At 29.4% G+C, this 21955-nt stretch carries 23 protein-coding genes; 21 read left to right on the forward strand and 2 right to left on the reverse strand.

Translation table 11 applies throughout. The features are described from left to right. Positions 1–98: 98 nt before the first annotated feature. The 6 genes from Tmeso_RS02920 (at position 99) to Tmeso_RS02945 (ending at position 7911) form a co-directional block, all read left to right on the forward strand. Positions 99–557 carry a chemotaxis protein CheX gene (locus Tmeso_RS02920; protein WP_099188072.1) on the forward strand — a complete coding sequence of 153 codons (459 nt, stop codon included), beginning with the start codon at positions 99–101 and terminating at the stop codon, positions 555–557. Between the two features lie 203 nt (positions 558–760). Next, positions 761–1366 carry a GAF domain-containing protein gene (locus Tmeso_RS02925; protein WP_099188214.1) on the forward strand — a complete coding sequence of 202 codons (606 nt, stop codon included), beginning with the start codon at positions 761–763 and terminating at the stop codon, positions 1364–1366. 178 nt (positions 1367–1544) lie between these two features. Then, the gene (locus Tmeso_RS02930) at positions 1545–2645 is read left to right on the forward strand and encodes a GerAB/ArcD/ProY family transporter (protein WP_187296200.1); all 1101 of its coding nucleotides are present in this window, start codon (positions 1545–1547) and stop codon (positions 2643–2645) included. Positions 2646–2886: 241 nt separating this feature from the next. Continuing rightward, the gene (locus Tmeso_RS02935; protein ID WP_099188076.1) at positions 2887–5061 is read left to right on the forward strand and encodes a DNA topoisomerase III; all 2175 of its coding nucleotides are present in this window, start codon (positions 2887–2889) and stop codon (positions 5059–5061) included. A 19-nt stretch (positions 5062–5080) separates the two neighbouring features. Continuing rightward, complete coding sequence (locus Tmeso_RS02940) at positions 5081–5911, forward strand: CvfB family protein (RefSeq protein WP_099188078.1); 831 nt, start codon at positions 5081–5083, stop codon at positions 5909–5911. A gap of 101 nt (positions 5912–6012) precedes the next feature. Then, complete coding sequence (locus Tmeso_RS02945) at positions 6013–7911, forward strand: ABC-F family ATP-binding cassette domain-containing protein (protein ID WP_099188080.1); 1899 nt, start codon at positions 6013–6015, stop codon at positions 7909–7911. Positions 7912–8369: 458 nt separating this feature from the next. Here the strand turns inward: Tmeso_RS02945 and Tmeso_RS02950 are convergent, their stop codons facing one another. Continuing rightward, complete coding sequence (locus Tmeso_RS02950) at positions 8370–9638, reverse strand: nucleotidyltransferase (protein ID WP_099188082.1); 1269 nt, start codon at positions 9636–9638, stop codon at positions 8370–8372. Positions 9639–9976: 338 nt separating this feature from the next. On the opposite strand from Tmeso_RS02950, the gene Tmeso_RS02955 reads away from it, so the two are divergent. The 11 genes from Tmeso_RS02955 to fabF all read left to right on the forward strand — a co-directional run bounded on the left by Tmeso_RS02955 (position 9977) and on the right by fabF (position 18873). Continuing rightward, positions 9977–11170: an acetate/propionate family kinase gene (locus Tmeso_RS02955; protein ID WP_099188084.1), complete on the forward strand. Its 1194-nt coding sequence runs from the start codon at positions 9977–9979 to the stop codon at positions 11168–11170. 125 nt (positions 11171–11295) lie between these two features. Further along, positions 11296–11808 carry a YceD family protein gene (locus Tmeso_RS02960; protein WP_099188086.1) on the forward strand — a complete coding sequence of 171 codons (513 nt, stop codon included), beginning with the start codon at positions 11296–11298 and terminating at the stop codon, positions 11806–11808. 13 nt (positions 11809–11821) lie between these two features. Next, positions 11822–11998, forward strand: a complete 177-nt coding sequence (gene rpmF / locus Tmeso_RS02965; RefSeq protein ID WP_099188088.1) for a 50S ribosomal protein L32 — start codon at positions 11822–11824, stop codon at positions 11996–11998. A 126-nt stretch (positions 11999–12124) separates the two neighbouring features. Next, positions 12125–12682 (forward strand): transcription factor FapR, encoded by a 558-nt coding sequence (gene fapR / locus Tmeso_RS02970; RefSeq protein WP_099188090.1) that lies wholly within the window; start codon positions 12125–12127, stop codon positions 12680–12682. 14 nt (positions 12683–12696) lie between these two features. After that, entirely contained in the window at positions 12697–13707 is a 1011-nt protein-coding gene (gene plsX / locus Tmeso_RS02975) for a phosphate acyltransferase PlsX (protein ID WP_099188092.1), read from the forward strand. Beyond that, positions 13700–14695 (forward strand): beta-ketoacyl-ACP synthase III, encoded by a 996-nt coding sequence (locus tag Tmeso_RS02980; protein WP_207653820.1) that lies wholly within the window; start codon positions 13700–13702, stop codon positions 14693–14695. Before plsX ends, Tmeso_RS02980 begins: the two co-directional genes overlap by 8 nt. Before the next feature lie 11 nt (positions 14696–14706). Next, a complete protein-coding gene (fabK, locus tag Tmeso_RS02985; RefSeq protein ID WP_099188094.1) occupies positions 14707–15636 on the forward strand; it encodes an enoyl-[acyl-carrier-protein] reductase FabK in 930 nt (309 codons plus the stop codon). A gap of 11 nt (positions 15637–15647) precedes the next feature. After that, positions 15648–16601, forward strand: coding sequence for an ACP S-malonyltransferase (gene fabD / locus Tmeso_RS02990; RefSeq protein ID WP_099188096.1), 954 nt, complete (start codon positions 15648–15650; stop codon positions 16599–16601). Next, positions 16601–17350 carry a 3-oxoacyl-[acyl-carrier-protein] reductase gene (gene fabG, locus Tmeso_RS02995; protein ID WP_099188098.1) on the forward strand — a complete coding sequence of 250 codons (750 nt, stop codon included), beginning with the start codon at positions 16601–16603 and terminating at the stop codon, positions 17348–17350. The genes fabD and fabG overlap by 1 nt, the downstream gene beginning before the upstream one ends. Before the next feature lie 40 nt (positions 17351–17390). Beyond that, entirely contained in the window at positions 17391–17618 is a 228-nt protein-coding gene (acpP, locus tag Tmeso_RS03000; RefSeq protein WP_099188100.1) for an acyl carrier protein, read from the forward strand. Positions 17619–17634: 16 nt separating this feature from the next. Continuing rightward, the gene (gene fabF, locus Tmeso_RS03005; protein WP_099188102.1) at positions 17635–18873 is read left to right on the forward strand and encodes a beta-ketoacyl-ACP synthase II; all 1239 of its coding nucleotides are present in this window, start codon (positions 17635–17637) and stop codon (positions 18871–18873) included. Between the two features lie 111 nt (positions 18874–18984). Here the strand turns inward: fabF and Tmeso_RS16300 are convergent, their stop codons facing one another. Next, positions 18985–19473, reverse strand: coding sequence for a hypothetical protein (locus Tmeso_RS16300; RefSeq protein WP_187296201.1), 489 nt, complete (start codon positions 19471–19473; stop codon positions 18985–18987). Between the two features lie 352 nt (positions 19474–19825). On the opposite strand from Tmeso_RS16300, the gene spoIIIAA reads away from it, so the two are divergent. From spoIIIAA to spoIIIAD, 4 genes are read left to right on the forward strand one after another with little or no spacing between them, the layout of a single operon-like run. Beyond that, positions 19826–20797, forward strand: a complete 972-nt coding sequence (gene spoIIIAA / locus Tmeso_RS03010; RefSeq protein WP_099188104.1) for a stage III sporulation protein AA — start codon at positions 19826–19828, stop codon at positions 20795–20797. Then, positions 20790–21305 (forward strand): stage III sporulation protein AB, encoded by a 516-nt coding sequence (locus Tmeso_RS03015; RefSeq protein ID WP_099188106.1) that lies wholly within the window; start codon positions 20790–20792, stop codon positions 21303–21305. Before spoIIIAA ends, Tmeso_RS03015 begins: the two co-directional genes overlap by 8 nt. A 43-nt stretch (positions 21306–21348) precedes the next feature. Further along, positions 21349–21552 (forward strand): stage III sporulation protein AC, encoded by a 204-nt coding sequence (gene spoIIIAC / locus Tmeso_RS03020; protein ID WP_099188108.1) that lies wholly within the window; start codon positions 21349–21351, stop codon positions 21550–21552. Between the two features lie 14 nt (positions 21553–21566). Continuing rightward, positions 21567–21953: a stage III sporulation protein AD gene (gene spoIIIAD / locus Tmeso_RS03025; protein ID WP_099188110.1), complete on the forward strand. Its 387-nt coding sequence runs from the start codon at positions 21567–21569 to the stop codon at positions 21951–21953. Positions 21954–21955: the final 2 nt, after the last annotated feature.

The raw sequence follows: 21955 nt of genomic DNA on the forward strand, positions 1-21955 counted from the left end.
TGTCAAAAAATAATAGTTTAACTAATGAAGTATGATATAATTATAAGAAAAAAGATATATTTATATATAAATACATCTTTGTAAAGAGGTGACAATATATGGGTTCGAAAGTTATAAATCATTTTTTAAATTCGGTTTTAGACATAATGCCTCAATTAGGATTTAGCAATATACAAAAAAAAGATATTTTAGTTAAGGAAAGCAGTATTAAGGTACACGGTGTAATGTTGAATCTAGGCGTTGTGGGAGATATAAAAGGAAATGTAATTTATAATATGAGTGAAAATGATGCAAAAAAGATAGCTTCTAAGATGATGATGGGAATGCCGGTATTAGAATTTGACAATATGGCTCAAAGTGCTATATCTGAATTATCTAATATGCTTACAGCAAAGGCTAGTATAAATCTTGAAAAAGAAGGAATAAATACTAATATATCTACACCTACATTAACTTATGGAAGTGAATTTGAAGTTAAGACTAATACGGATAAAATAGTATCTAGTGAAGTTTTAGTAGATGATATATCTATTAAAGTCAATATTGCTTTTGAGTAAACAAGAAGCAGCTAACATAAATTGTTAGGTGTTTTCTTTTTAGATATAAAATTAAGATTTTATTTGATTTTAGAAAGTATTGATTTGGATATATTTAAAAATGAAGACTTTTCCATGGGTAATATGATATAATTTTAAAAAATATACTTATATACATTAATTTAACATTTGAAATAAAAGAATAGAAAGAGGTTATGAGTGTGATGTTAACAAAAGTAAATGAAGATATACAAAAAACTTGTGAAAATATATCGAAGTTACTAGATGTTGAGGTTACTTTAGTTGACTCTAATTTAGTTAGAATAGCTGGAACTGGAGAATTTAAACAAAAAATCGGTACCAGTATAGATAAAAATTCTATATACTCTCATGTTTTGGAAACTGGAGAAGTATACATTATGGATGAAAAATATGATAGTGAAAAATGTGTACAATGCAATCAAAGATATTACTGTAAAGAAATTGCAGATATATGTTGTCCTATTCAAATTGATGATGTTGTAATAGGAGTAATAGGGCTTGTAGCTTTTGATGAAAATCAAAGAAACATGATGCTTTTAAAAAAGAGTGAGCTAATGCTTTTTATATCAAATATAGCTGATTTGATGTCTTTAAAACTTAAGGGAATAGATAATGTTGATTATCAAAATGATAAAATAAGTTCTTTTGAAGAGCTAGAAAAAAAAGAAATTTTAAAAGCTATAAAAAAGTATGGAAACAATACAGATGGAATGAAAAAAACAGCAGATGCTTTGAATATAGGGATAGCTACTCTTTATAGAAAAATAAAAAAGTATGATATAAAGTAAAAAATTAAATCCGATTCAAAAGCTGTGAAATTCTTATTTTTCAGATAAAATAATTAATGTACAGTTTATATAGAAAATGAAGTTCATAAATGAATATATACTTGTACTTAAGGACAAAATTAGTAATAAGTATATTATTATGGATTTAATTATTCAAATAAACTGGAGGAATAAAATTTTGAACAAAGATGTTTTATCTGAAAAACAAGGCATATTTATAATTATATTGTTTTTAATAGCTACATCTACAAATATAATAACAGGTTCAAGTGGGAAAAATGATTTGTGGATGGTTATAATACTAGGATTTTTAGCTACTTTACCAATAGCTATGATATGTGCTAGGTTATGTGATCTATTTCCTGGGAAAGACTTATACGATATATCATTAATTTGCTATGGAAAAACTTTCGGAAAGTTTATGATATTCATATATATAATCTACTGTATTCATGTAGAATTATACGTTATATTAGATTATGCTTTTTTTGTTAATATAGTTGCGGCTTCAGATACTCCTAAGATAGTATCAGTTATAATACTTATGTTATTAGGAAACTGGATTATAAGATATAAAAATGAAATATTAGCCAATTGGTCTAAATTTTTTTTTATATTTTTTATATTTTATATATTCTTAGGTATAGCTTTTATGATTCCTGATATGAATGTACAAAATCTATTCCCTGTACTTTATAACGGAGTAGGTCCTATTATAAAGGCTACTTTTGGAGTTGTTTCATTTCCATTTGCTCAAATAATAGTGTTTACCATATATTGTTCTGGATTTGAAAAAAATGCATCGGCATGGAAAATATATATTATAAGTTTAGCAGTCGGTGCACTTCTTATATTGATGAATTCTGTTGCTGGACTTATGGTTTTGGGTGCTGATGGTATAAATTCTACATATTTTTCTTCTTATGATGCATTTGCTAGAATTAATATAGGTAATTTTATTCAACGATTTGAAAGTTTATCAGCCATTATATATACATTAGGAGTTTTTATGAAATCTAGTATATATTTATTATGTATTACAAAAGGTATTGGGAAGTTGTTTGATTTTGAAGAATACAATTTTATAACTACTTTATCATGTTTGATTATAATCAATATGTCTAACATTTTACACAAAAATGTAGAGGATAATTTCCATTGGATTTTCAATATATTTCCTTATTATTCATTTTTGTTTCAGGGAATACTGCCTATTTTTATATGGGTAAGTGCTGAAATTTATATGAAACTTAAGAGTTCTAATACTCGACTTTCTTAACTTTCTATAATTTCTGAATATAGTTTATCAATAAGGGTATTTTAAGTAGTTAGAAATACAGTATGGAATAAAAATCCTATCTGAATTAAGTTTCGTTTGAAAAAAGACTATGGATCATAGTCTTTTTTACATCTTGCTGTATAAATATTAATAAGCGGATAAAAGTATCAATTATACTAAGTGACGAAGTGTATAAAAAATTTGATGGATATATGAATTTGGATTAGAAAGGAACAGTATTATGAAAAAAGTATTGGTTTTGGCTGAAAAACCTTCGGTAGGAAGAGATATAGCCAGAGTTTTAAATTGTAATTTAGATAAAAATGGATATATAGAAGGTGAAAAATACATTATAACATGGGCCTTTGGACATTTAGTTACATTAGCGGCGCCTGAAAATTATGATGAAAAATATAAGTCTTGGAAAATGGAAGATCTACCTATGCTTCCTGAACGATTAAAGTTAGTTACTATAAATAAAACACATAGACAATTTAATACAGTAAAAGAACAGATGAATAGAGAAGATGTAGGTGAAATAGTAATTGCTACTGATGCAGGTCGTGAAGGTGAGTTGGTAGCAAGATGGATAATAGAAAAAACACATGTAAAAAAAAGAATAAAGAGACTCTGGATATCATCTGTTACAGATAAAGCTATAAAAGAAGGTTTTAATAATTTGAAACCTGGAAAAGATTATGAGAACCTTTATAAAAGTGCAACAGCACGTGCAGAATCAGATTGGATTGTGGGAATTAATGCAACTCGAGCATTGACATGTAAATACAATTCGTCTCTTTCTTGTGGAAGAGTTCAAACTCCTACTCTTTTTATGATATTAAATAGAGAGAACGAAATACAAAGTTTCAAATCTAAGGATTTTTATGGAATAAAAGCTTTTATAAACGATGTGGAATTTATATGGCAAGATAAAAAAACTAAAAATGCTAGTGTTTTTGATAAATCAAAATGTGACAATGTAATAAATAATATTAATAACAAAAAAGCTAGAGTTGTAGATATAATAAAGAAAAAGAAAAAAATATTTGCTCCTGGTCTTTATAATTTAACAGACCTTCAAGCTGATGCAAATAAGATTTATTCTTATTCAGCTAAAGAAACATTATCTATAATGCAAAGATTATATGAACAACATAAATTATTAACATATCCAAGAACAGATTCAAGATATATATCAGAAGATATCGTAGATACTTTAAAAGATAGAGTTATGGCTTGTAGAGTAGAAAAGTATTCAAAAGTAGCTTTTAACATTTTGAAAAAAGAAATTAAAATAAATAAAACGTTTGTAGATGATTCTAAGGTTTCGGATCACCATGCTATTATTCCAACAGAAGAGTCTAGTGGATTTGCTTCATTGACTGACAAAGAGTTTAAAATATATGATTTGGTTGTAAAGCGCTTTTTAGCTGTATTAAACAATCCTTTTGAATACGAAAGCATAACTATACAAATTGAAATAGGACAAGAAGTATTTACATCTAAAACTAAAAAAATATTATCTTTAGGCTGGAAAAAGGTGTATGAAGATATAGAGACTGATGGTAGTATAGTTAATAATTTGTTAAGTAATTTAAGCATAGGGGATGAGTTTGGTATATCTAATATACATCAAACTAAAGGTCACACTAATCCTCCTTCAAGATTTGATGAGGGAAGCTTACTTATTGCCATGGAGAATCCTAAAAAATATATGTCCAATGAAAATAAAGAATTAATACAGACTATAGAAGAAACTGGCGGACTTGGAACTGTTGCTACAAGAGCTGATATTATAGAAAAATTATATAATAAATTTTTGATTGAAAAAAGAGGTAGATACATACATATAACATCAAAGGGAGAGCAACTTTTGAATCTTGTTCCAGATGATTTGAAATCACCGCTATTAACCGCTAAATGGGAACAAAAGCTCGATCTTATAAGTAAAGGTAAATTAAAAAAAGATGATTTTACCAATGAAATGAGAAGTTATACAAATCTTATAGTTGAGGATATAAAAAATAGTGATCAAAAATTTAAGCATGAAAATTTGACTAAAAATAAGTGCCCTGAATGCGGTAAATATATGTTAGAAATTAACTCGAAAAATGGGAAAATACTTATATGTCAAGATAGAGAATGTGGATATAGACAGAATGTATCTAAAAAGACTAATGCAAGATGTCCTAACTGTTTTAAAAAATTAGAACTTAAAGGCCAAGGTGAATCTAAAATATTTGTATGCAAATGTGGTCATAAAGAAAAATTATCAAGGTTCAATGAAAGAAAGAAAACGCAAGGTAAGAAGGTAAATAAAAAAGATGTGAATAAATATTTAAAGAAACAAAAAACAGAAAATGAACAAGGTCTAAATTCTGCATTAGCAGAAGCTTTGGCTAAATTTAAGAAATAATATATAAAGGAGAGAATAAATGTTTAAATTAGGAGATTTTAATGAATTAGAAGTAGTAAAAGAAAGAGAATTTGGATTCTTTTTGGATTCTGAAGTTGGAGAGATTCTTCTACCTACAAAGTACGTTCCTGAAGACTTAAAAGTTGGGGATAAGATAAATGTATTTGTATATAAAGATTCTGAGGATAGATATGTAGCTACTACAATTACTCCAAAGGCTAGGGTAGGAGATATAGCTTTTTTGGAAGTTAAAGATATCAATCAATATGGAGCATTTGTTGATTGGGGATTGGAAAAAGATTTATTAATACCATATAGTCAGCAAAAAGAAACATTGAAGAAAAATAGAAAGTATATTGTTAGCATATATATAGATGACGTGAGTAATAGAATAATAGCAAGTCAAAAAATAAATAGATATATAGAACAGGAAGATATAGAACTTACAGAAGGTCAGGAAGTAGATTTGATGATATATGAATTTACAGATATGGGTATAAAAGTTATAATAAATGGAAAATATTTTGGCCTTTTATACAATAATGAGGTATACAAAAATTTAAAAATTGGAGATATCACAAAGGGTTGTGTAAAGAAAATCAGAGAAGATAATAAGATAGATGTTACTATCAGAAAAAAAATAAATACTGAAATAGACGAAGCAAAAGCTAAGATAATGGATGAATTGGAAAAATATGATGGAGTTTTATACTTAACTGATAAGTCATCTCCTGAACATATAAAAAATAGCTTAGAAATGAGTAAGGGAATGTTTAAAAAGGCTTTAGGGGGGCTTTATAAGGATGGGTTAGTTAATCTTACTAGTGAAGCTACATATTTAAAAAAATAAATTAAAGTGAAAATCCTGTTGTATAATATAACAGGATTCTTTTTTTCGTAAAATATATGTTATAATACAATATATTATTGGTAGTAAAGGGATGATTGATTATGAATATAATAACGATAGAAAATATATGTAAAAGCTATTCAGAAAAAATTTTATTAGATGATGTATCTCTGGGTATAAGTGAAGGAGAAAAAATAGGTGTATTAGGCATAAATGGGACAGGAAAGTCTACTCTATTGAAAATAATAGCAGAGGTTGAAACTTATGACAGTGGAAAGATAACAAAAGCTAGAAATGCAAATATAGAGTATCTACCACAGAATCCAGATTTTGATGGAGATTTAACTGTAATAGAGCAGGTTTTTAAAGGAACATCTCCTGTGATGAAGCTTATAAGTGAATATGAATATACACTTGAAAAGTTAAGTCGAAATTCACAGGATAATAATTTACAAACTAAACTTTTAAATTTAAATCAACAAATGGATGCTATGAATGCGTGGCAGCTTGAAAGTGAAGCCAAGAGCATACTCACAAAACTTGGAATATCTAATTTTGATGATAAGATAAAGCTTTTGTCTGGTGGGCAGAAGAAGAGAATAGCTCTTGCAAGTGCACTTATAAATCCATGTAATCTACTTATATTAGATGAGCCTACTAATCATATGGACAATGATACTATAATTTGGCTTGAAGAATATTTGAATAATAGAAAAGGATCTCTTATTATGATAACTCATGATAGATATTTCTTGGACAGAGTAGTAAACAAGATAATAGAGGTTGATAGGGGAATGTTATATTCTTATTTAGGAAATTATAGTAGGTTTTTAGAGTACAAACAAGAAAGAGAAGAAAGCTTAATTGCCTCTGAAAGAAAAAGAAAAAGTATTTTTAGAAAAGAATTAGAGTGGATACAAAGAGGTGCTAGAGCTAGAAGTACTAAACAAAAGGCGAGAATAGAGAGGTTTGAACAATTAAAAGAGGATAAACTTGAAATAAATGATAATAACATAGATGTATTTGTTGGAAGTTCAAGACTTGGTAAAAAGGTAATAGAGATAAATAATATATCAAAGAGCTTTGATAATAAAAAAATACTTAGCAATTTTGAGTATACAATATCTAAAGGTGATAGGGTTGGGATAATAGGTAATAATGGGTGTGGAAAATCAACTCTTATAAATATGATTGTTGGGAATATAAAGCCTGATAGTGGACACATAGATATAGGTACTACTGTTAAAATTGGATATTTCTCTCAAGAAAATGAGCATATGGACGAAAATCTAAGGGTTATAGAATATATAAAAGAAGAAGCAGAGTGTATGTATACAGCTGATAATAAGCATATAAGTGCATCTACTATGCTTGAAAGGTTTTTATTTACTAAAGACGCACAGTGGTCGCTAATATCTAAATTATCTGGTGGAGAAAAGAGAAGACTATATTTACTTAGAGTACTAATGAAATCTCCAAATGTACTTATTTTAGATGAGCCAACTAATGACTTAGATATACAGACTTTGACGATACTCGAAGAATATTTAGATGAATTTGATGGAAGTGTTATAACTGTATCTCATGATAGATATTTCCTAGATAGAATCGTAAATAAAATATTATCTTTTAAGGATGATTTTTCTATAGAACATTATGTTGGAAATTATTCAGACTATAAGGAATTTTGTAGTCAAAATGAAGATGTAGAAATAAAGGAAGTTGTTGAAAAGAAAGAAAAAAATGCGTATAAGAAAAAAGACACTAGGCTCAAATTTACGTTTAAAGAGCAAAAGGAATATGAAGAAATAGATGAAGTTATAGAAAAATTAGAAAATGATATATCTAATACAGATGAATCTATAAATAAATGTGGAAGTGATTTTGAAAAGTTACAAAAGCTAACTAAGCAAAAAGAAGAATTAGAAACTGCTTTAGAAGAAAAGTTAGGAAGATGGGAATACTTGAATGATTTAGCTGAAAGAATAGAAAATCAATAATGGATTTTGTGATTAATCCGAAATAAAGGAGATTAAAATACCGCGAATGTGTTAAATGTTTTTAATATAAATTTTATACAAAAACATTTAAATCATTCTCTAACATTTTAATCTCCTTTATTTTTAAGTGTAGCTATTAAATCTTAAAATGGCTTAATGGAGAATGTTTTCTTTTATATTGAGGTAAGATCGGTTTTATGTTATAAAAATTAATATTAAAAAACTGTCTATGAAAATGTTAGTGAATGCTTTTAGATATTTTGACTAATATAACTTGTTTTTGTCGTTTAATAATCCGTTAAGAAATTTGCGTGTTTGACCGTAGGGAGTTCGTAAATTTTAGGATTATTAATAAGACAAAAGCTTAGTTATATTCAAAATATTGTTGTATTCGCGGTATCTTTATAGACAGTTTTGATTACTTACATAATAATCAAAGAAAGTGTAAGTCTATACAATTAAGTATTCTTTACATATATAGGAGATGTGTAATAATCCATGTATCCTTTGATTTTATCTTTTCTATGTTTGTAATACATAATATTATACATATTAGTACTTTTTATATCGTAATTTAAAAAGAATTTTAAATCTTCATCTTTAAAATTTACTGAACTCAGTTTGTTTATTATAGTGATATCTGAGTTCTTTTTTATATTTTTTATTATTTCTCTTCCTTTATCATTGAATGCTAGTATTCTTATATAAGGGATGTTATTTATATTCTTAGCCTTTATAACGTCTTCTTTTTTTATTGAAAGAAGTATGTTTGTAAGTATTCTTTTGATTTTAGTCATAGTATATCTTTTAGATTTTACATTCATAATAAGTTCATTAAGTGATGGTGTCTTCATTATAGAGTCTATTATTTTGTTTTCTATTCCCTCGTTCACATCAAAATATTTATTTATGCTTTTTTCTTCTCTTAATATGATACCTATTAATATATTATAAAACTGATCATCAAATACAGGATTAAAGTTATTATCTATTTGAGATTCCATGATAGAGTATGTTGTATTTGGAACGACATTTATCAAATCTTCTAGATTTGTATTTGATTTTAAAGATTTTCTTATTGCAGTAGCACTGCATATAGAGCTATTTATATCTGTTGAATTGTATTCTGATTGTATTCTTTTTATAGTATAGGGTGTTATGGAACTCTTTAATTTAATTATACTCTTTATATATTCAATCCCTAATATGTTATTAGAACTGTTTAAAACCTCGTATAAACTATCTTCTGTTATATTTAATATTTGGTTATCACTTATGTATTTAAACAAAGCCTTGGCTCTTGCTACGGGGAATAATAGACCTTCGTTTAAATGATATCTAAGATGTTGTTTAAATGATTCGGGTTCATCAACTAATATTTGACTTATATGATACAAAATATCTATATCTCCTACTTCGCTTCCGAAACAAATGCTATCTATTGAGTTTGTGCTGTTTAATGTAGATATTGCGCCATGGCTAAAAAATTCAGCACTTTGGGTTGCAAATAATGTAGGTAGTTCTATTACAAGATCAACGCCTGCCTCAACAGCAGCCTTAGCCCTTATCCACTTATCAAACAAAGCAGGTTCTCCTCTTTGTAAGAAATGACCGCTCATTATAGCTACTGTATGTGTAGCGTCAGATTTTTTCTTTGAAGCTAAAAGATGGTGCATATGCCCGTTATGAAATGGGTTATACTCAACAATTAATCCTAAAACTTTCATATATATCTCCTTTTTAAGGTTATTATTAAATTATATAATATACAAATTATGATTTCTATAGACGCTATTAAAAAATAAACAAATTATATGATTAAGTTTTGCATTTTTAGATATATTAATGTATGTAGATAAAAATTTCGCAAATTTTATATATAAAACAAAAAAAGAAGGAATATTGAAAAAATTGTAGAATATTAAAAAGTATTGCATTTCATTGAATATTTAAATCAATTGATTTTTGTGTACAATTCAAGTAAAAAATGCTATATTAGTCTATGTTGAGGTAATTGTGTAATGTATACACATACATAAAAATAATATTAGGAGGTAGCAAATATATGAACATATTAGTTATTAACTGTGGTAGTTCTTCTTTAAAGTATCAATTAATAAACATGGAAAATGAAAGTGTTATGGCTATAGGATTAGCTGAAAGAATAGGAATTGAAGGTTCTGTAGTTAAACACCAAACTACAGGAAAAGATAAAGTAACTATTGAAGAACCTATGAAAGATCATAAAGATGCAATCAAGATAGTGTTAGATTCTATAGTAAATGAAGAATATGGTGCAATCAAAGATATGAATGAAATTTCTGCTATTGGACACAGAGTAGTTCATGGTGGAGAAAAATTTGCAAGTTCTGTTGTAATAAATGATGAAGTTAAAAAAGCTTTAGATGAGTGTACTGAGCTTGCACCTCTTCACAACCCAGCAAACTTAATAGGAATTAATGCCTGTGAGGAAATATTACCAGGAGTTCCAATGGTTGGAGTATTCGATACTGCTTTCCATCAAACAATGCCAAAATCATCTTATCTTTATGGACTACCATACGAGTTATATGAAAAGTATGGAGTTAGAAGATATGGATTCCATGGTACATCTCACAAATATGTATCTCAAAGAGCAGCTGAAATACTTGGTAAAAATATAAAAGATTTAAAGATAATTACTTGTCATTTAGGAAATGGAGCAAGTATTGCAGCTGTTGATGGTGGAGTATGTAAAGACACTTCTATGGGATTCACTCCTCTTGAAGGACTAATAATGGGTACAAGATGTGGAGATATGGACCCTGCTATAGTGCCATTTATAATGGAAAAAGAGGGATTAGATGCTGATGGTTTAAGCGCATTAATGAATAAAAAATCAGGTGTTCTTGGAATGACAGGAATATCTAGTGACTTTAGGGATATAGAAGATGCAGCGGCTAAAGGAAATGAAAAAGCTATAGTAGCATTAGAGGCTTATTGTAACAGAGTTAAAAAATATATCGGCTCTTACATGGCTGAAATGGGCGGAGTAGACGTTGTTTTATTCACTGCAGGTATAGGTGAAAATTCTATATCTATGAGAGCTCAAATATGTGAAGGTCTTGAAGGGTTAGGAATGAAGATAGATAAAGAAAAGAATAATGTTAGAGGAAAAGATACAGTTATAAGTACTGATGATTCTAAGGTTAAGCTTTTAATAGTTCCTACTAATGAAGAGCTTATGATAGCAAGAGATACTCTTCAATTAGTTAAATAGTTTATTTTACTAATAAGAAGGTAGGTATTGGCCTACCTTTTTATTATCTATCAAGTAAAAATACTTGACAAACTAATTAAGCATTTGTATAATAAATTTTGCAGTGTATTATTGAGGTGATTAATATGACGATAAATTTATCTGGATTAATAAAAAGAGAAATAACAGTTTTAGACTTGAATTTCTCTGAAAAAGTTGATAATATTAGTTGTTGTGGTAAAAGCTATAAATTAACTTCTCCTGTTGAAGTTGATGGACAAATAACCAATATCGATAGACAACTTTATCTGGATTGTAATATTAAATTCTCTGTTGTAGACTCTTGTAGCAGATGCTTAAAAGATGTTGAAATCAACATAGAAGATGATGTTAAAGCTTTTATAGTTGAAGATGAAGATTGTGTGTTAGAAGATGAAGATACTATTGTTTGCAATGGGGACGAATTAGATTTTAAAAATATAATTGAAAATACTTTTATATTAAATATTCCAGAAAGAATAACATGTGATGAAGAATGTAGAGGTCTTTGTTATTCATGTGGAGCTAATTTAAATGAAGAAAAATGCAATTGTCATAAAGACGAAGAATTTACTGATCCCCGTTTTTCTAAATTAAAAGACTTTTTTAAAAATGACTAAGGAGGTGGGATAAATGGCAGTACCAAAGCGTAAAACGTCAAGATCAAAGAGAGACTCAAGAAGAGCAGCTAACTCAAAGATGGTAGCAACTGGATTCGTAAGTTGTCCACAGTGTCATGAGCCGAAATTACCACATAGAGTATGCCCTGATTGTGGATACTATAAAGGTAAAGAAGTAGTAGCTAAATAATAAAAAGCATGTAGTTATAAACTACATGCTTTTTATTTTTTGTTCTATTGATTTATATGACTAATTATTATATACTAATATTAGTAGCTGGTACTAATATTAGTATATAATTTAGGGGTGGATGATGTGAAAAGAAAAAGCAAAGAAGAAAGACAGACAGAACTTTCCAAAATGTTAAAAAAAGACCCTTTTTATACAGATGAAGAACTATCGGATTATTTTGGTGTTAGTATACAGACTATAAGATTAGATCGAGTTAGACTTGGAATACCAGAACTAAGAGAAAGAGTAAAACTTGTTGCGGAAAATAATATAAATAAAGTCAAGACTATAGGCAGTAAGGAAATAGTTGGAGAAATAATAGATTTAGATGTTGGAAGCTTAGGTATTTCAATACTTGAAACAACTGATCATATGGTCTATTCTAAAACTAATATAGTTAAGGGACATTTTGTGTTTGCTCAAGCTGAGTCGCTAGCTATGGCTGTTGTAGATGCTCCTGTTGTATTAATGGGAGTTGCTAATATAAAGAATATAAATCCTATAAAAGCAAATGATAGATTGATAGCTAAAGCTGAAGTGGTAAAAGTTAGGGATAAAAAACATTATGTACATGTTAAAATAAATAATAAAAATCATGAACAAGTTTTTAGAGGAAAGTTCATATTCGATGAAATAAATTAAAGGAAGTGATGAATATGAAAATAGCAGTTGATTGTATGGGGGGAGATAATGCTCCTTATTCTACAGTTGAAGGCATAGTAAATGCTATAAAGGAATTGAATATAGATATAATAGCTACAGGAGATAAAAATGTATTGGAAGAAAATTTCAACAAGTATGAATTTGATAAAACCAAATTGGAGATAATCCACACGAGTGAAATAATATTAAATGAAGATAAGCCTGTAAAAGCTATAAGAGGTAAGAAAGATTCATCCATGGTAGTAGCTCTTAACTTAGTTAAAGAAGGAAAGGCAGATGCTATAGTTTCTGCGGGAAATACAGGAGCTCTTTTGGCTGGAGGACTTTTCGTACTTGGGAGAATAAAAGGTATAGATAGACCAGCACTTTGTACTTTTTTACCTAATAAGGAAGGTATGTCTATATTATTAGATGCTGGTGCAAATGCAGATTGTAAGCCTAGAAATTTATTAGAATTTGGAGTAATGGGATCTGTATATGCAAGTAAAATATTAGACCTTGATAATCCTAAGGTGGCAATAGTAAATGTTGGCCAAGAGGAAGGAAAGGGAAATGATTTAACTAAGAAGTCGTATGAATTATTAAAATTAAATGAAGATATAAACTTTATAGGAAATGTAGAGGCAAGAGATATACCTTATGGATATACAGATGTTATAGTATGTGATGGCTTTACGGGAAATGTTGTTCTAAAGCTTACAGAAGGCGTGGCTATGTCGGTATTTTCTATGTTAAAAGAGACATTTTTGACTAATATAAAGACTAAAATCGGAGCTATGCTTTTAAAGGATGAATTTAAAAAGCTAAAGAAAAATCTAGACTATAGTGAATATGGAGGAGCTCCGCTTCTTGGAGTAAATGGAGGGCTTATAAAAGCACATGGAAGCTCTAATTCTAAAGCTATAAAAAATGCAATAAAGCAAGGTGTTCGGTTTGCAAATGGGAATGTGCTTAATGAGATAAAGTTCAAAATAGATAAATTAGGAGTTGATCAGATTGAATAAATTGAAAAGAGCAGGAATATTAGCTACAGGAAGTTATGTTCCAGATAAAATTATTACTAATTCTGATTTGGAAAAAATGGTAGATACAACCGATGAATGGATATCTTCAAGAACTGGTATAAAAAATAGAAGAGTAGTTGAGGATGATATGGCTACTTCAGATATAGCAACTATTGCTGCTAAAAAAGCCATGGAGAGTTCTGGAATAAATCCGGAAGAGATAGATCTTATAATAGTGGCAACTGTTACTCCAGATATGTTGTTTCCATCTACTGCATGTATAGTTCAAAAAAACATAGGCGCTACTAATGCATCTGCATTTGATTTAGAAGCCGGCTGCTCGGGTTTTGTATATGCATTAAGTGTAGGAAAAAATTTCATAGAGACTGGTATGTACAAAAAAGTCCTTATAATAGGTGCAGAAGCTTTATCTAAAATTATGGACTGGACAGATAGAAATACTTGTGTGTTATTTGGAGATGGTGCAGGTGCTGCTATCTTAGGTGAAGTGGATGACAATGAGGGGATTTTATCTACATATTTAGGAGCAAATGGAGCGAGTGGGGAATGTCTTAAAACACCTGCGGGAGGTTCAAGAATGCCCGCTAGTGAGCAAAGTGTAAATGATAGACTTCATTACATAAGAATGGAAGGATCTGAAGTTTTTAAATTTGCAGTTAGGGTTATGGGGGATTCTGCTAAGAAAAGTATAGAACTAGCAGGATTAAATCAAGAAGATATAGATTATTTAGTGCCTCATCAAGCTAATATAAGAATAATACAATCATCTGCAAAAAGGCTTAAAATGCCTATGGAAAAAATATATGTTAATTTACATGAATACGGTAATATGTCTGCGGCATCTATACCTGTAGCTCTTGATGAAGCATATAGAAAAGGAAATATAAAAAAAGGTGACAATATAGTTTTAGTAGGGTTTGGAGCGGGACTTACTTGGGCTTCAAGTGTTATTAAATGGAGTATCTAGGAGGAGAAAATATGAACAGAGTATGTGAACTTTTAGGAATAAAGTATCCTATAATTCAGGGGGGTATGGCATGGATAGCAACAGCTGAGCTTGCTGCAGCTGTATCTAATGCTGGAGGACTTGGGCTTATCGGAGCAGGAAATGCTCCTGCTGATGTCATAAGAAATGAAATTAAGAAAGCTAGGGAACTTACTGATAAGCCATTTGGAGTTAATGTGATGTTATTATCTCCGTTTGTAGATGAAGTTATGGAAGTTGTATATGAAGAAAAAATACCTGTAATAACTACTGGAGCAGGAAATCCTGCTAAGTATATGGAAAAGTTAAAATCAATAGGAACAAAGATTATTCCTGTTGTTCCATCGGTTGCTCTTGCTAAAAGAATGGAAAGATGTGGAGCAGATGCTCTTGTTGTAGAAGGAACAGAGGCTGGAGGACATATAGGAGAGTTAACAACTATGGTATTAATACCTCAGGTTGCAGATGAAGTAAATATACCTGTTATTGGAGCGGGTGGAATTGCTGATGGAAGAGGAATTGCAGCTGCATTCGCCCTAGGAGCTAGTGCTGTGCAAGTTGGGACTAAATTTGTATGTAGTGAAGAATGTATAGTACATGAAAATTATAAAATAGCTATTATAAATGCCAAAGATAGAGATGCATTAGTTGCAGGTAGAAGCACAGGGCACCCTGTTAGAGCTTTAAAAAATAAGCTTATGAAAGAACTTATAAAACTTGAAAAAGAAGGAATGGACTCTTCTTATATAGATGAAAAAGGTGTAGGGGCACTTAAAAAATCTGTTATAGATGGAGATATAGATAATGGATCCGTAATGGCAGGGCAGAGTGCTGGTATGGTAAAAGATATAAAATCTTGTAAAGATATTATTGAAGGTATGATGAATGAAGCTAAGGATATAATGTCTAACTTGAATTTGTAGGAGGTATTTGTATGAGTAAAATAGCTTTTGTATTTCCAGGTCAAGGATCTCAATATGTAGGTATGGGCAAGGATGTATATGAAAATTATAAAGTTTCAAAAGAAATATTTGATAAAGCTGATGAAGTTTTACATATGAATTTAAAATCTATAATGTTTGAAGGTCCTGATGAAGAACTTACTAAAACTGAAAATACTCAACCTGCAATACTTACTTTAAGTACTGCACTACTTGAAGTGTTGAAAGATGAATTGAATGTAGAGTTTGATGCATGTGCCGGATTATCTTTAGGAGAATATTCTGCTCTTGTAGCGGCTGATGCACTATCTTTTGAAGAGGCTGTAAAGCTTGTCAAAAAAAGAGGTAAGTATATGCAAGAAGCCGTCCCTGAAGGTGTAGGTACTATGGCTGCAATACTTGGTCTTGATAGAGAGACACTTATAGATGTATTAGATGAAGTATCTAGCGAAGGAACAGTTGAGGCTGCTAACTTTAATAGTCCAGGTCAAATAGTAATATCTGGAGAAATAAAAGCTGTAGAAAAAGCTGCTAATCTTTGCAAAGAAAGAGGAGCTAAGAAAGCTGTTATACTGAATGTTAGCGCACCTTTTCACTCTTCTATGCTAAATAAAGCTGGAGAAAAATTAAATAAAGAACTTGAAAATATACAGATAAATACTTTGAAAGTTCCTGTTGTGACTAATATTACTGGAGATTATGTTGATCATGATGAAATAAAAGAAACTTTAGTAAAACAAGTAAGTTCATCTGTATTATGGGAAGATTCTATAGAAAAACTTATAAAAGACGGATTTGATACATTTGTTGAAATAGGTCCTGGTAAAACTCTTAAAGGATTTATAAATAAAACATCTAAAAAGTTAAAAGTTAAAGTAGACATCTACAATGTAGAAAATAAGGATACTTTAGAAAAGTTTATACAAGATATGAAGGAGGCCAAGTAATGATTGATTTAAAAGGTAGAGTTGCTCTTATAACTGGAGGTTCAAGAGGTATAGGAAAAGCTATAGCCATAAAGCTTGCTTCATTAGGAGCTGATATTGCTATAAACTATACTTCAAGAGAAGAATCTGCAATTGAAGTTAAAAAAGAGATAGAAGATATGGGAGTAAGATGCTTTATTGTAAAGTGCGATGTATCTAACTTTGAAGACTCTCAAAACATGGTTAACGAAGTTATAAATGAATACTCAAAAATAGATATATTAGTAAATAATGCAGGTATAACTAAGGATGGACTTTTAATGAAAATGAAAGAAGAAGACTTTGATAAGGTTATATCGGTGAATTTAAAAGGAGTATTCAACTGTACAAAGGCTGTAACTAGATCTATGATGAAGCAAAAATATGGAAAGATAATAAATATGGCATCTGTAGTTGGAATTATGGGAAATGCAGGTCAAGCAAATTACTGTGCTTCTAAGGCTGGGGTTATAGGTTTTACAAAGTCAACAGCAAGAGAACTTGCATCGAGAAATATAACTATAAATGCTATAGCTCCAGGATTTATAGAAAGTGATATGACTAATGTATTAAAGGATGAAGTAAGAGAATCTTATGAAAATGGTATACCTATGAAAAAAATGGGTCAAACAGAGGACGTAGCTAATGTAGCTGCATTTTTAGCTAGTGATATGTCTGCGTATGTAACAGGTCAGACTATAAATGTCGATGGTGGAATGGTAATGCAGTAAAAAATTAAAATATATAATAAAAAATTAGGAGGTATTTAATATGTTTGAAAAAGTTAGAGATATAGTAGCAGATCAATTAGGAGTAGACAATGTGGATCAAATTAAATTAGAAACATCTTTAATAAAAGATTTAGAAGCAGATTCATTAGATGCAGTTGAAATAATGATGGCTCTTGAAGATGAATTTGAAATAGAAATACCAGATGAAGAAGCAGAAAAGTTTACTTGCATAGGAGATATAGTAAAATATATAGAAGCAAATAAGTAGTATTGGAGGTATTAATATGAAAAAAAGAGTTGTGGTTACAGGTATAGGTTGTGTAACTCCTATTGGAATTGGAACGAATATATTTTGGAACAATATTAAAAATGGAGTTTGTGGAATAGATCAGATAACTAGATTTGATACTACTGATTTTGCAACTAAGATAGCAGCAGAGGTCAAAGATTTTGAAGCTTCTGATTTTATAGATAAAAAAGAAGCTAAGAGAATGGATAGATTCACTCAATATGCAGTAGCTGCATCTAAAATGGCTATAGAAGACTCAAAGATAGATACAGATAATATAGATAAAAATAGATTTGGAGTTATAGTAGGATCAGGAATAGGTGGAATAGAGACATTAGAAGAGCAGCATCAAAGATTATTGGAAAAAGGACCAAAAAGAGTAAGTCCGTTCTTTGTACCTATGATGATAACTAATATGGCTGCAGGACAAATATCTATAATGTGTGGAGCGAAAGGACCTAATACAAGTGTTGTTACCGCTTGTGCATCGTCTACTCATGCTATAGGAGATGCTTTTAAAGCCATCCAAAGAGGAGATGCCGAAATTATGATTTCGGGAGGAGCAGAAAGTCCTATAACACCACTTTCTGTTGCAGGGTTTTGTACAATGAAAGCTATGTCGACTAGAAATGATGACCCAAAAACTGCATCAAGACCATTTGACAAAGACAGAGATGGATTTGTAATGGGAGAAGGAGCAGGTATGTTAGTTCTAGAAGAATTAGAGCACGCTTTAGCTAGAAATGCGAAGATATATGCTGAAGTTGTTGGATATGGATTAACAGCAGATGCATATCATATGACAGCTCCGGCAGAAGGTGGAGAAGGTGCTGCTAGATCTATGGAAATGGCAATAAATGACGCAGGGCTAAAACTAGAGGATGTTGATTACATAAATGCTCATGGAACAAGTACTCCTCTTAATGATAGAAATGAAACCTTAGCTATTAAATCTTTATTTAAGGATCATGCATATAACTTAGCGGTATCATCAACTAAGTCTATGACAGGACATTTATTAGGAGCAGCTGGGGCAGTTGAAGCTATAATATGTTCTCTAGCTATAAGTGAGGGATATGTGCCTCCTACTATGAATGTTGAAAATCAAGATCCAGAACTTGACCTTGACTATGTTGTAGGAAAGGGTAGAAAAAAGGAAGTTAAATGTGCTCTTACTAATTCATTAGGATTTGGTGGACACAATGGAACACTTGCATTTAGAAAATATGAATAATCTATAAATAAAAAAATTCGCGTATGCAAAAGCATATGCGAATTTTTTTATTACAAGGAAATTGAAACTTGTTGGCGACATGAGTCATAGTGTTAGCGAATAGAGAAATTTTTATTGTCCTTGAGTCTCATTTATTTGAAAATGATTCGAGATAGAATCTATAAGTTTATTTTCTATTTTTTCCTTTTCTTTTTCTTTTTTATCATCTACTTTATCTTTGATTTTATTTTTTGTTTTCTGTTTTTCGCTTTCAATTACTGAATCTACTGCTGATTTTAATTCTTTAGTATATTCATTTAACTCTGTATTAGCACGGTTGATTTCTCCGTTTTGATATTTCTTTAGTTCAGCAATTGTTTCTTTAGCTTTTGCTTGAATATGAGAATCTAATTCCTGTTGCTGTTTTTCACCAATTTGATTAATTTCATTTTCTGTTTCTGACAAGAGACTGATTTCTATTGAAGCAATTCCTTTTTGAATAAGAGTAATAATATCTGTACCTAGGACTGCAGCAGCAAAGGCATTAATACCAGCAAACCCAATAATAATTACGCTTATAATAACGATTAATTTTTTATTGATTTTTTTTATTATATTCATGATCTATCCCCTTTCTTGTGTACTCTATATTTTGATGTATTTGTATTGAATATTATATATTTGCTGAGATTTCATGTCAATAAATGTCGAAAAAATGTAATGTGGTAATATTAGTATTAATCTACCATTTATTGCATACAATTTATCTGCTTAATCTAAGAATAAGGATTATTAAAGTACCTTAAATGTATTAAATGTTTTAACAAAACTAATAACACATGAGTGGTATTTTAATTCCCTTTATTTTGGATTAAGCACTTTACAAAATTTAGGTAGTTTGTTTTAGAATTTTTTTATGCATATTTTTGTTATTTACATAATATTATTTAAAAATAGGGAGGAGGACGAGTCTATGAATAAACTTTCTGAGGAAATTATAAATTCACTAAGTCCAAAAATTAAACGGTTTTTCATAAGTGCTGATTATGAATTTATAAGCAATATAGAAGAAATAAGGCTTAGGGTAAATAGACCTTTAATAGTAAACATGAATAATATGGATTATTTTTTTAATATAAAGACTGACAAGTTTTATAACAGTGATCAAAATGCCTATATTACTACAAGAGAGGATATAGAGCATACATTTCAGCTTATATGTAAGTACTCTATACATTCTTTTTTAGATGATATAAAAAAGGGGTTTATAACAATAAAAGGTGGACATAGAGTAGGCATTGGTGGAAAAGCTATTGTAGAAAAACATGAAATTAAAAACATTAAACATATATCTTCTTTAAATATAAGAGTTTCAAGAGAAATAAAAAATTGTTCCAAAAATGTGATTAAATATATAATCAAAAATTCAAACGAAATATATAATACCTTAATAATATCTCCTCCTCAGTGTGGGAAAACCACTCTAATAAGGGATATAGTTAGAAATATAAGTACAGGTATAGATAAGTATAACTTTAAAGGAATAAAAGTTGCGGTTATAGATGAAAGGAATGAAATATGTGGATCATACCATGGTATACCTCAAAAGGATGTAGGTATAAGAACTGATTCAATCGAGTCTTGTCCTAAAGATGTAGGGATTATGATGGTTCTAAGAAGTATGTCTCCAAATGTTATAGTTACAGATGAAATAGGTAGTACTAAGGAAATAGAATCTTTATACTCAGCTTTAAATGGAGGGGTATCACTTATAACATCTGTTCATGGTAGTGGAATAGATGATATTAGAAATAGAAAAGAACTAAACACACTATTAGATAAAGAATTATTTAAAAGAGTTATTGTTCTATCATGTAAAAAAGGAGCAGGCACAATAGAAAAAATATACGACCTAGAAGAAAAGAGGTGGCTATTCATTGCTTAAAATAATGCTTATGGTATTTATACTAATATGCTTTTTCTTATTAGGAGAGGAACTTTATAGATCTTTTAAAAAAAAGTACAGAGACATATCAGATCTTGTAAAAGTACTTGAAGTATTGAATATGCAACTTGAATTTGGTTTATACACACTAGAAGAAGTATTCGAAAAGATAGGTTTAAAAAAAGAGTTCAATGTAAGTCACTTTTTTGAAATGGTGAGCATGAAACTTAAAGAAAATAATAAAAGTTTAGATGATATAGTTGATGAATCAATTCCCATAATAACTCAGAAAACAAATCTTGGGATGAATGAAATAGATGAGATAACTAATTTAATAAATAATCTTGGAAAAAGCGATTATTATTCGCAAAAAAGAATAATTGATCTTACTATTGAAAATTTGAAGAAAAATGAAAAAGAAGCATTTGTAGAAATTAAAACAAAAGGTATATTGTATAAAAAATTAAGCTTAACTATGGGATTTTTATTAGTAATAATATTTTTATAGCGAATAGACAAAAAATGAAAATTTTTAAAAGGGAGGAAATTTTGTGGGAGTAAATGTAGATCTGATTTTCAAGATAGGCGGTATAGGTATACTTTTATCGATACTACATACTGTTTTAACAAGAGCAGGTAAAGATGAATGGGCTTATATTGCAAATCTTACAGGAGTTGTGCTTGTACTTATGATGGTTATAAAAGAGATTAGTAATTTATTTAATGCTGTAAAAACTATGTTCAATCTTTATTAAAGGGAAGTGATAGATTGGAATTTACAAAATTAATTGCGGTAGCATTTATTGGGACTATACTATCTGTATTGTTTAAAAAGGAAAAGCCAGAAATAAGTATGGCAATAGCAATGATTACAGGGGTTGCTATATTTACAGTATCTGTATACAAAATAAATTATGTAATAAACTGTATAAATGATTTGACTAAGAATATAAATATAAGCCATATGTATTTTTCTACAATAATAAAAATAGTAGGTATATCTTATTTAATGGAATTTGCAATTCAAATATGTAAAGACAGTGGTGAAGGAGCTATAGCTACTAAACTTGAATTTGGAGGAAAAGTAATAATACTTACATTGTCTTTTCCTATACTTTTATCAATACTCAATACGATAGTAAATATTATTCCTTAGGA

The organism is Tepidibacter mesophilus, assembly GCF_002724055.1.
In the GTDB taxonomy this organism is placed as follows: Bacteria; Bacillota; Clostridia; order Peptostreptococcales; family Peptostreptococcaceae; genus Tepidibacter_A; species Tepidibacter_A mesophilus.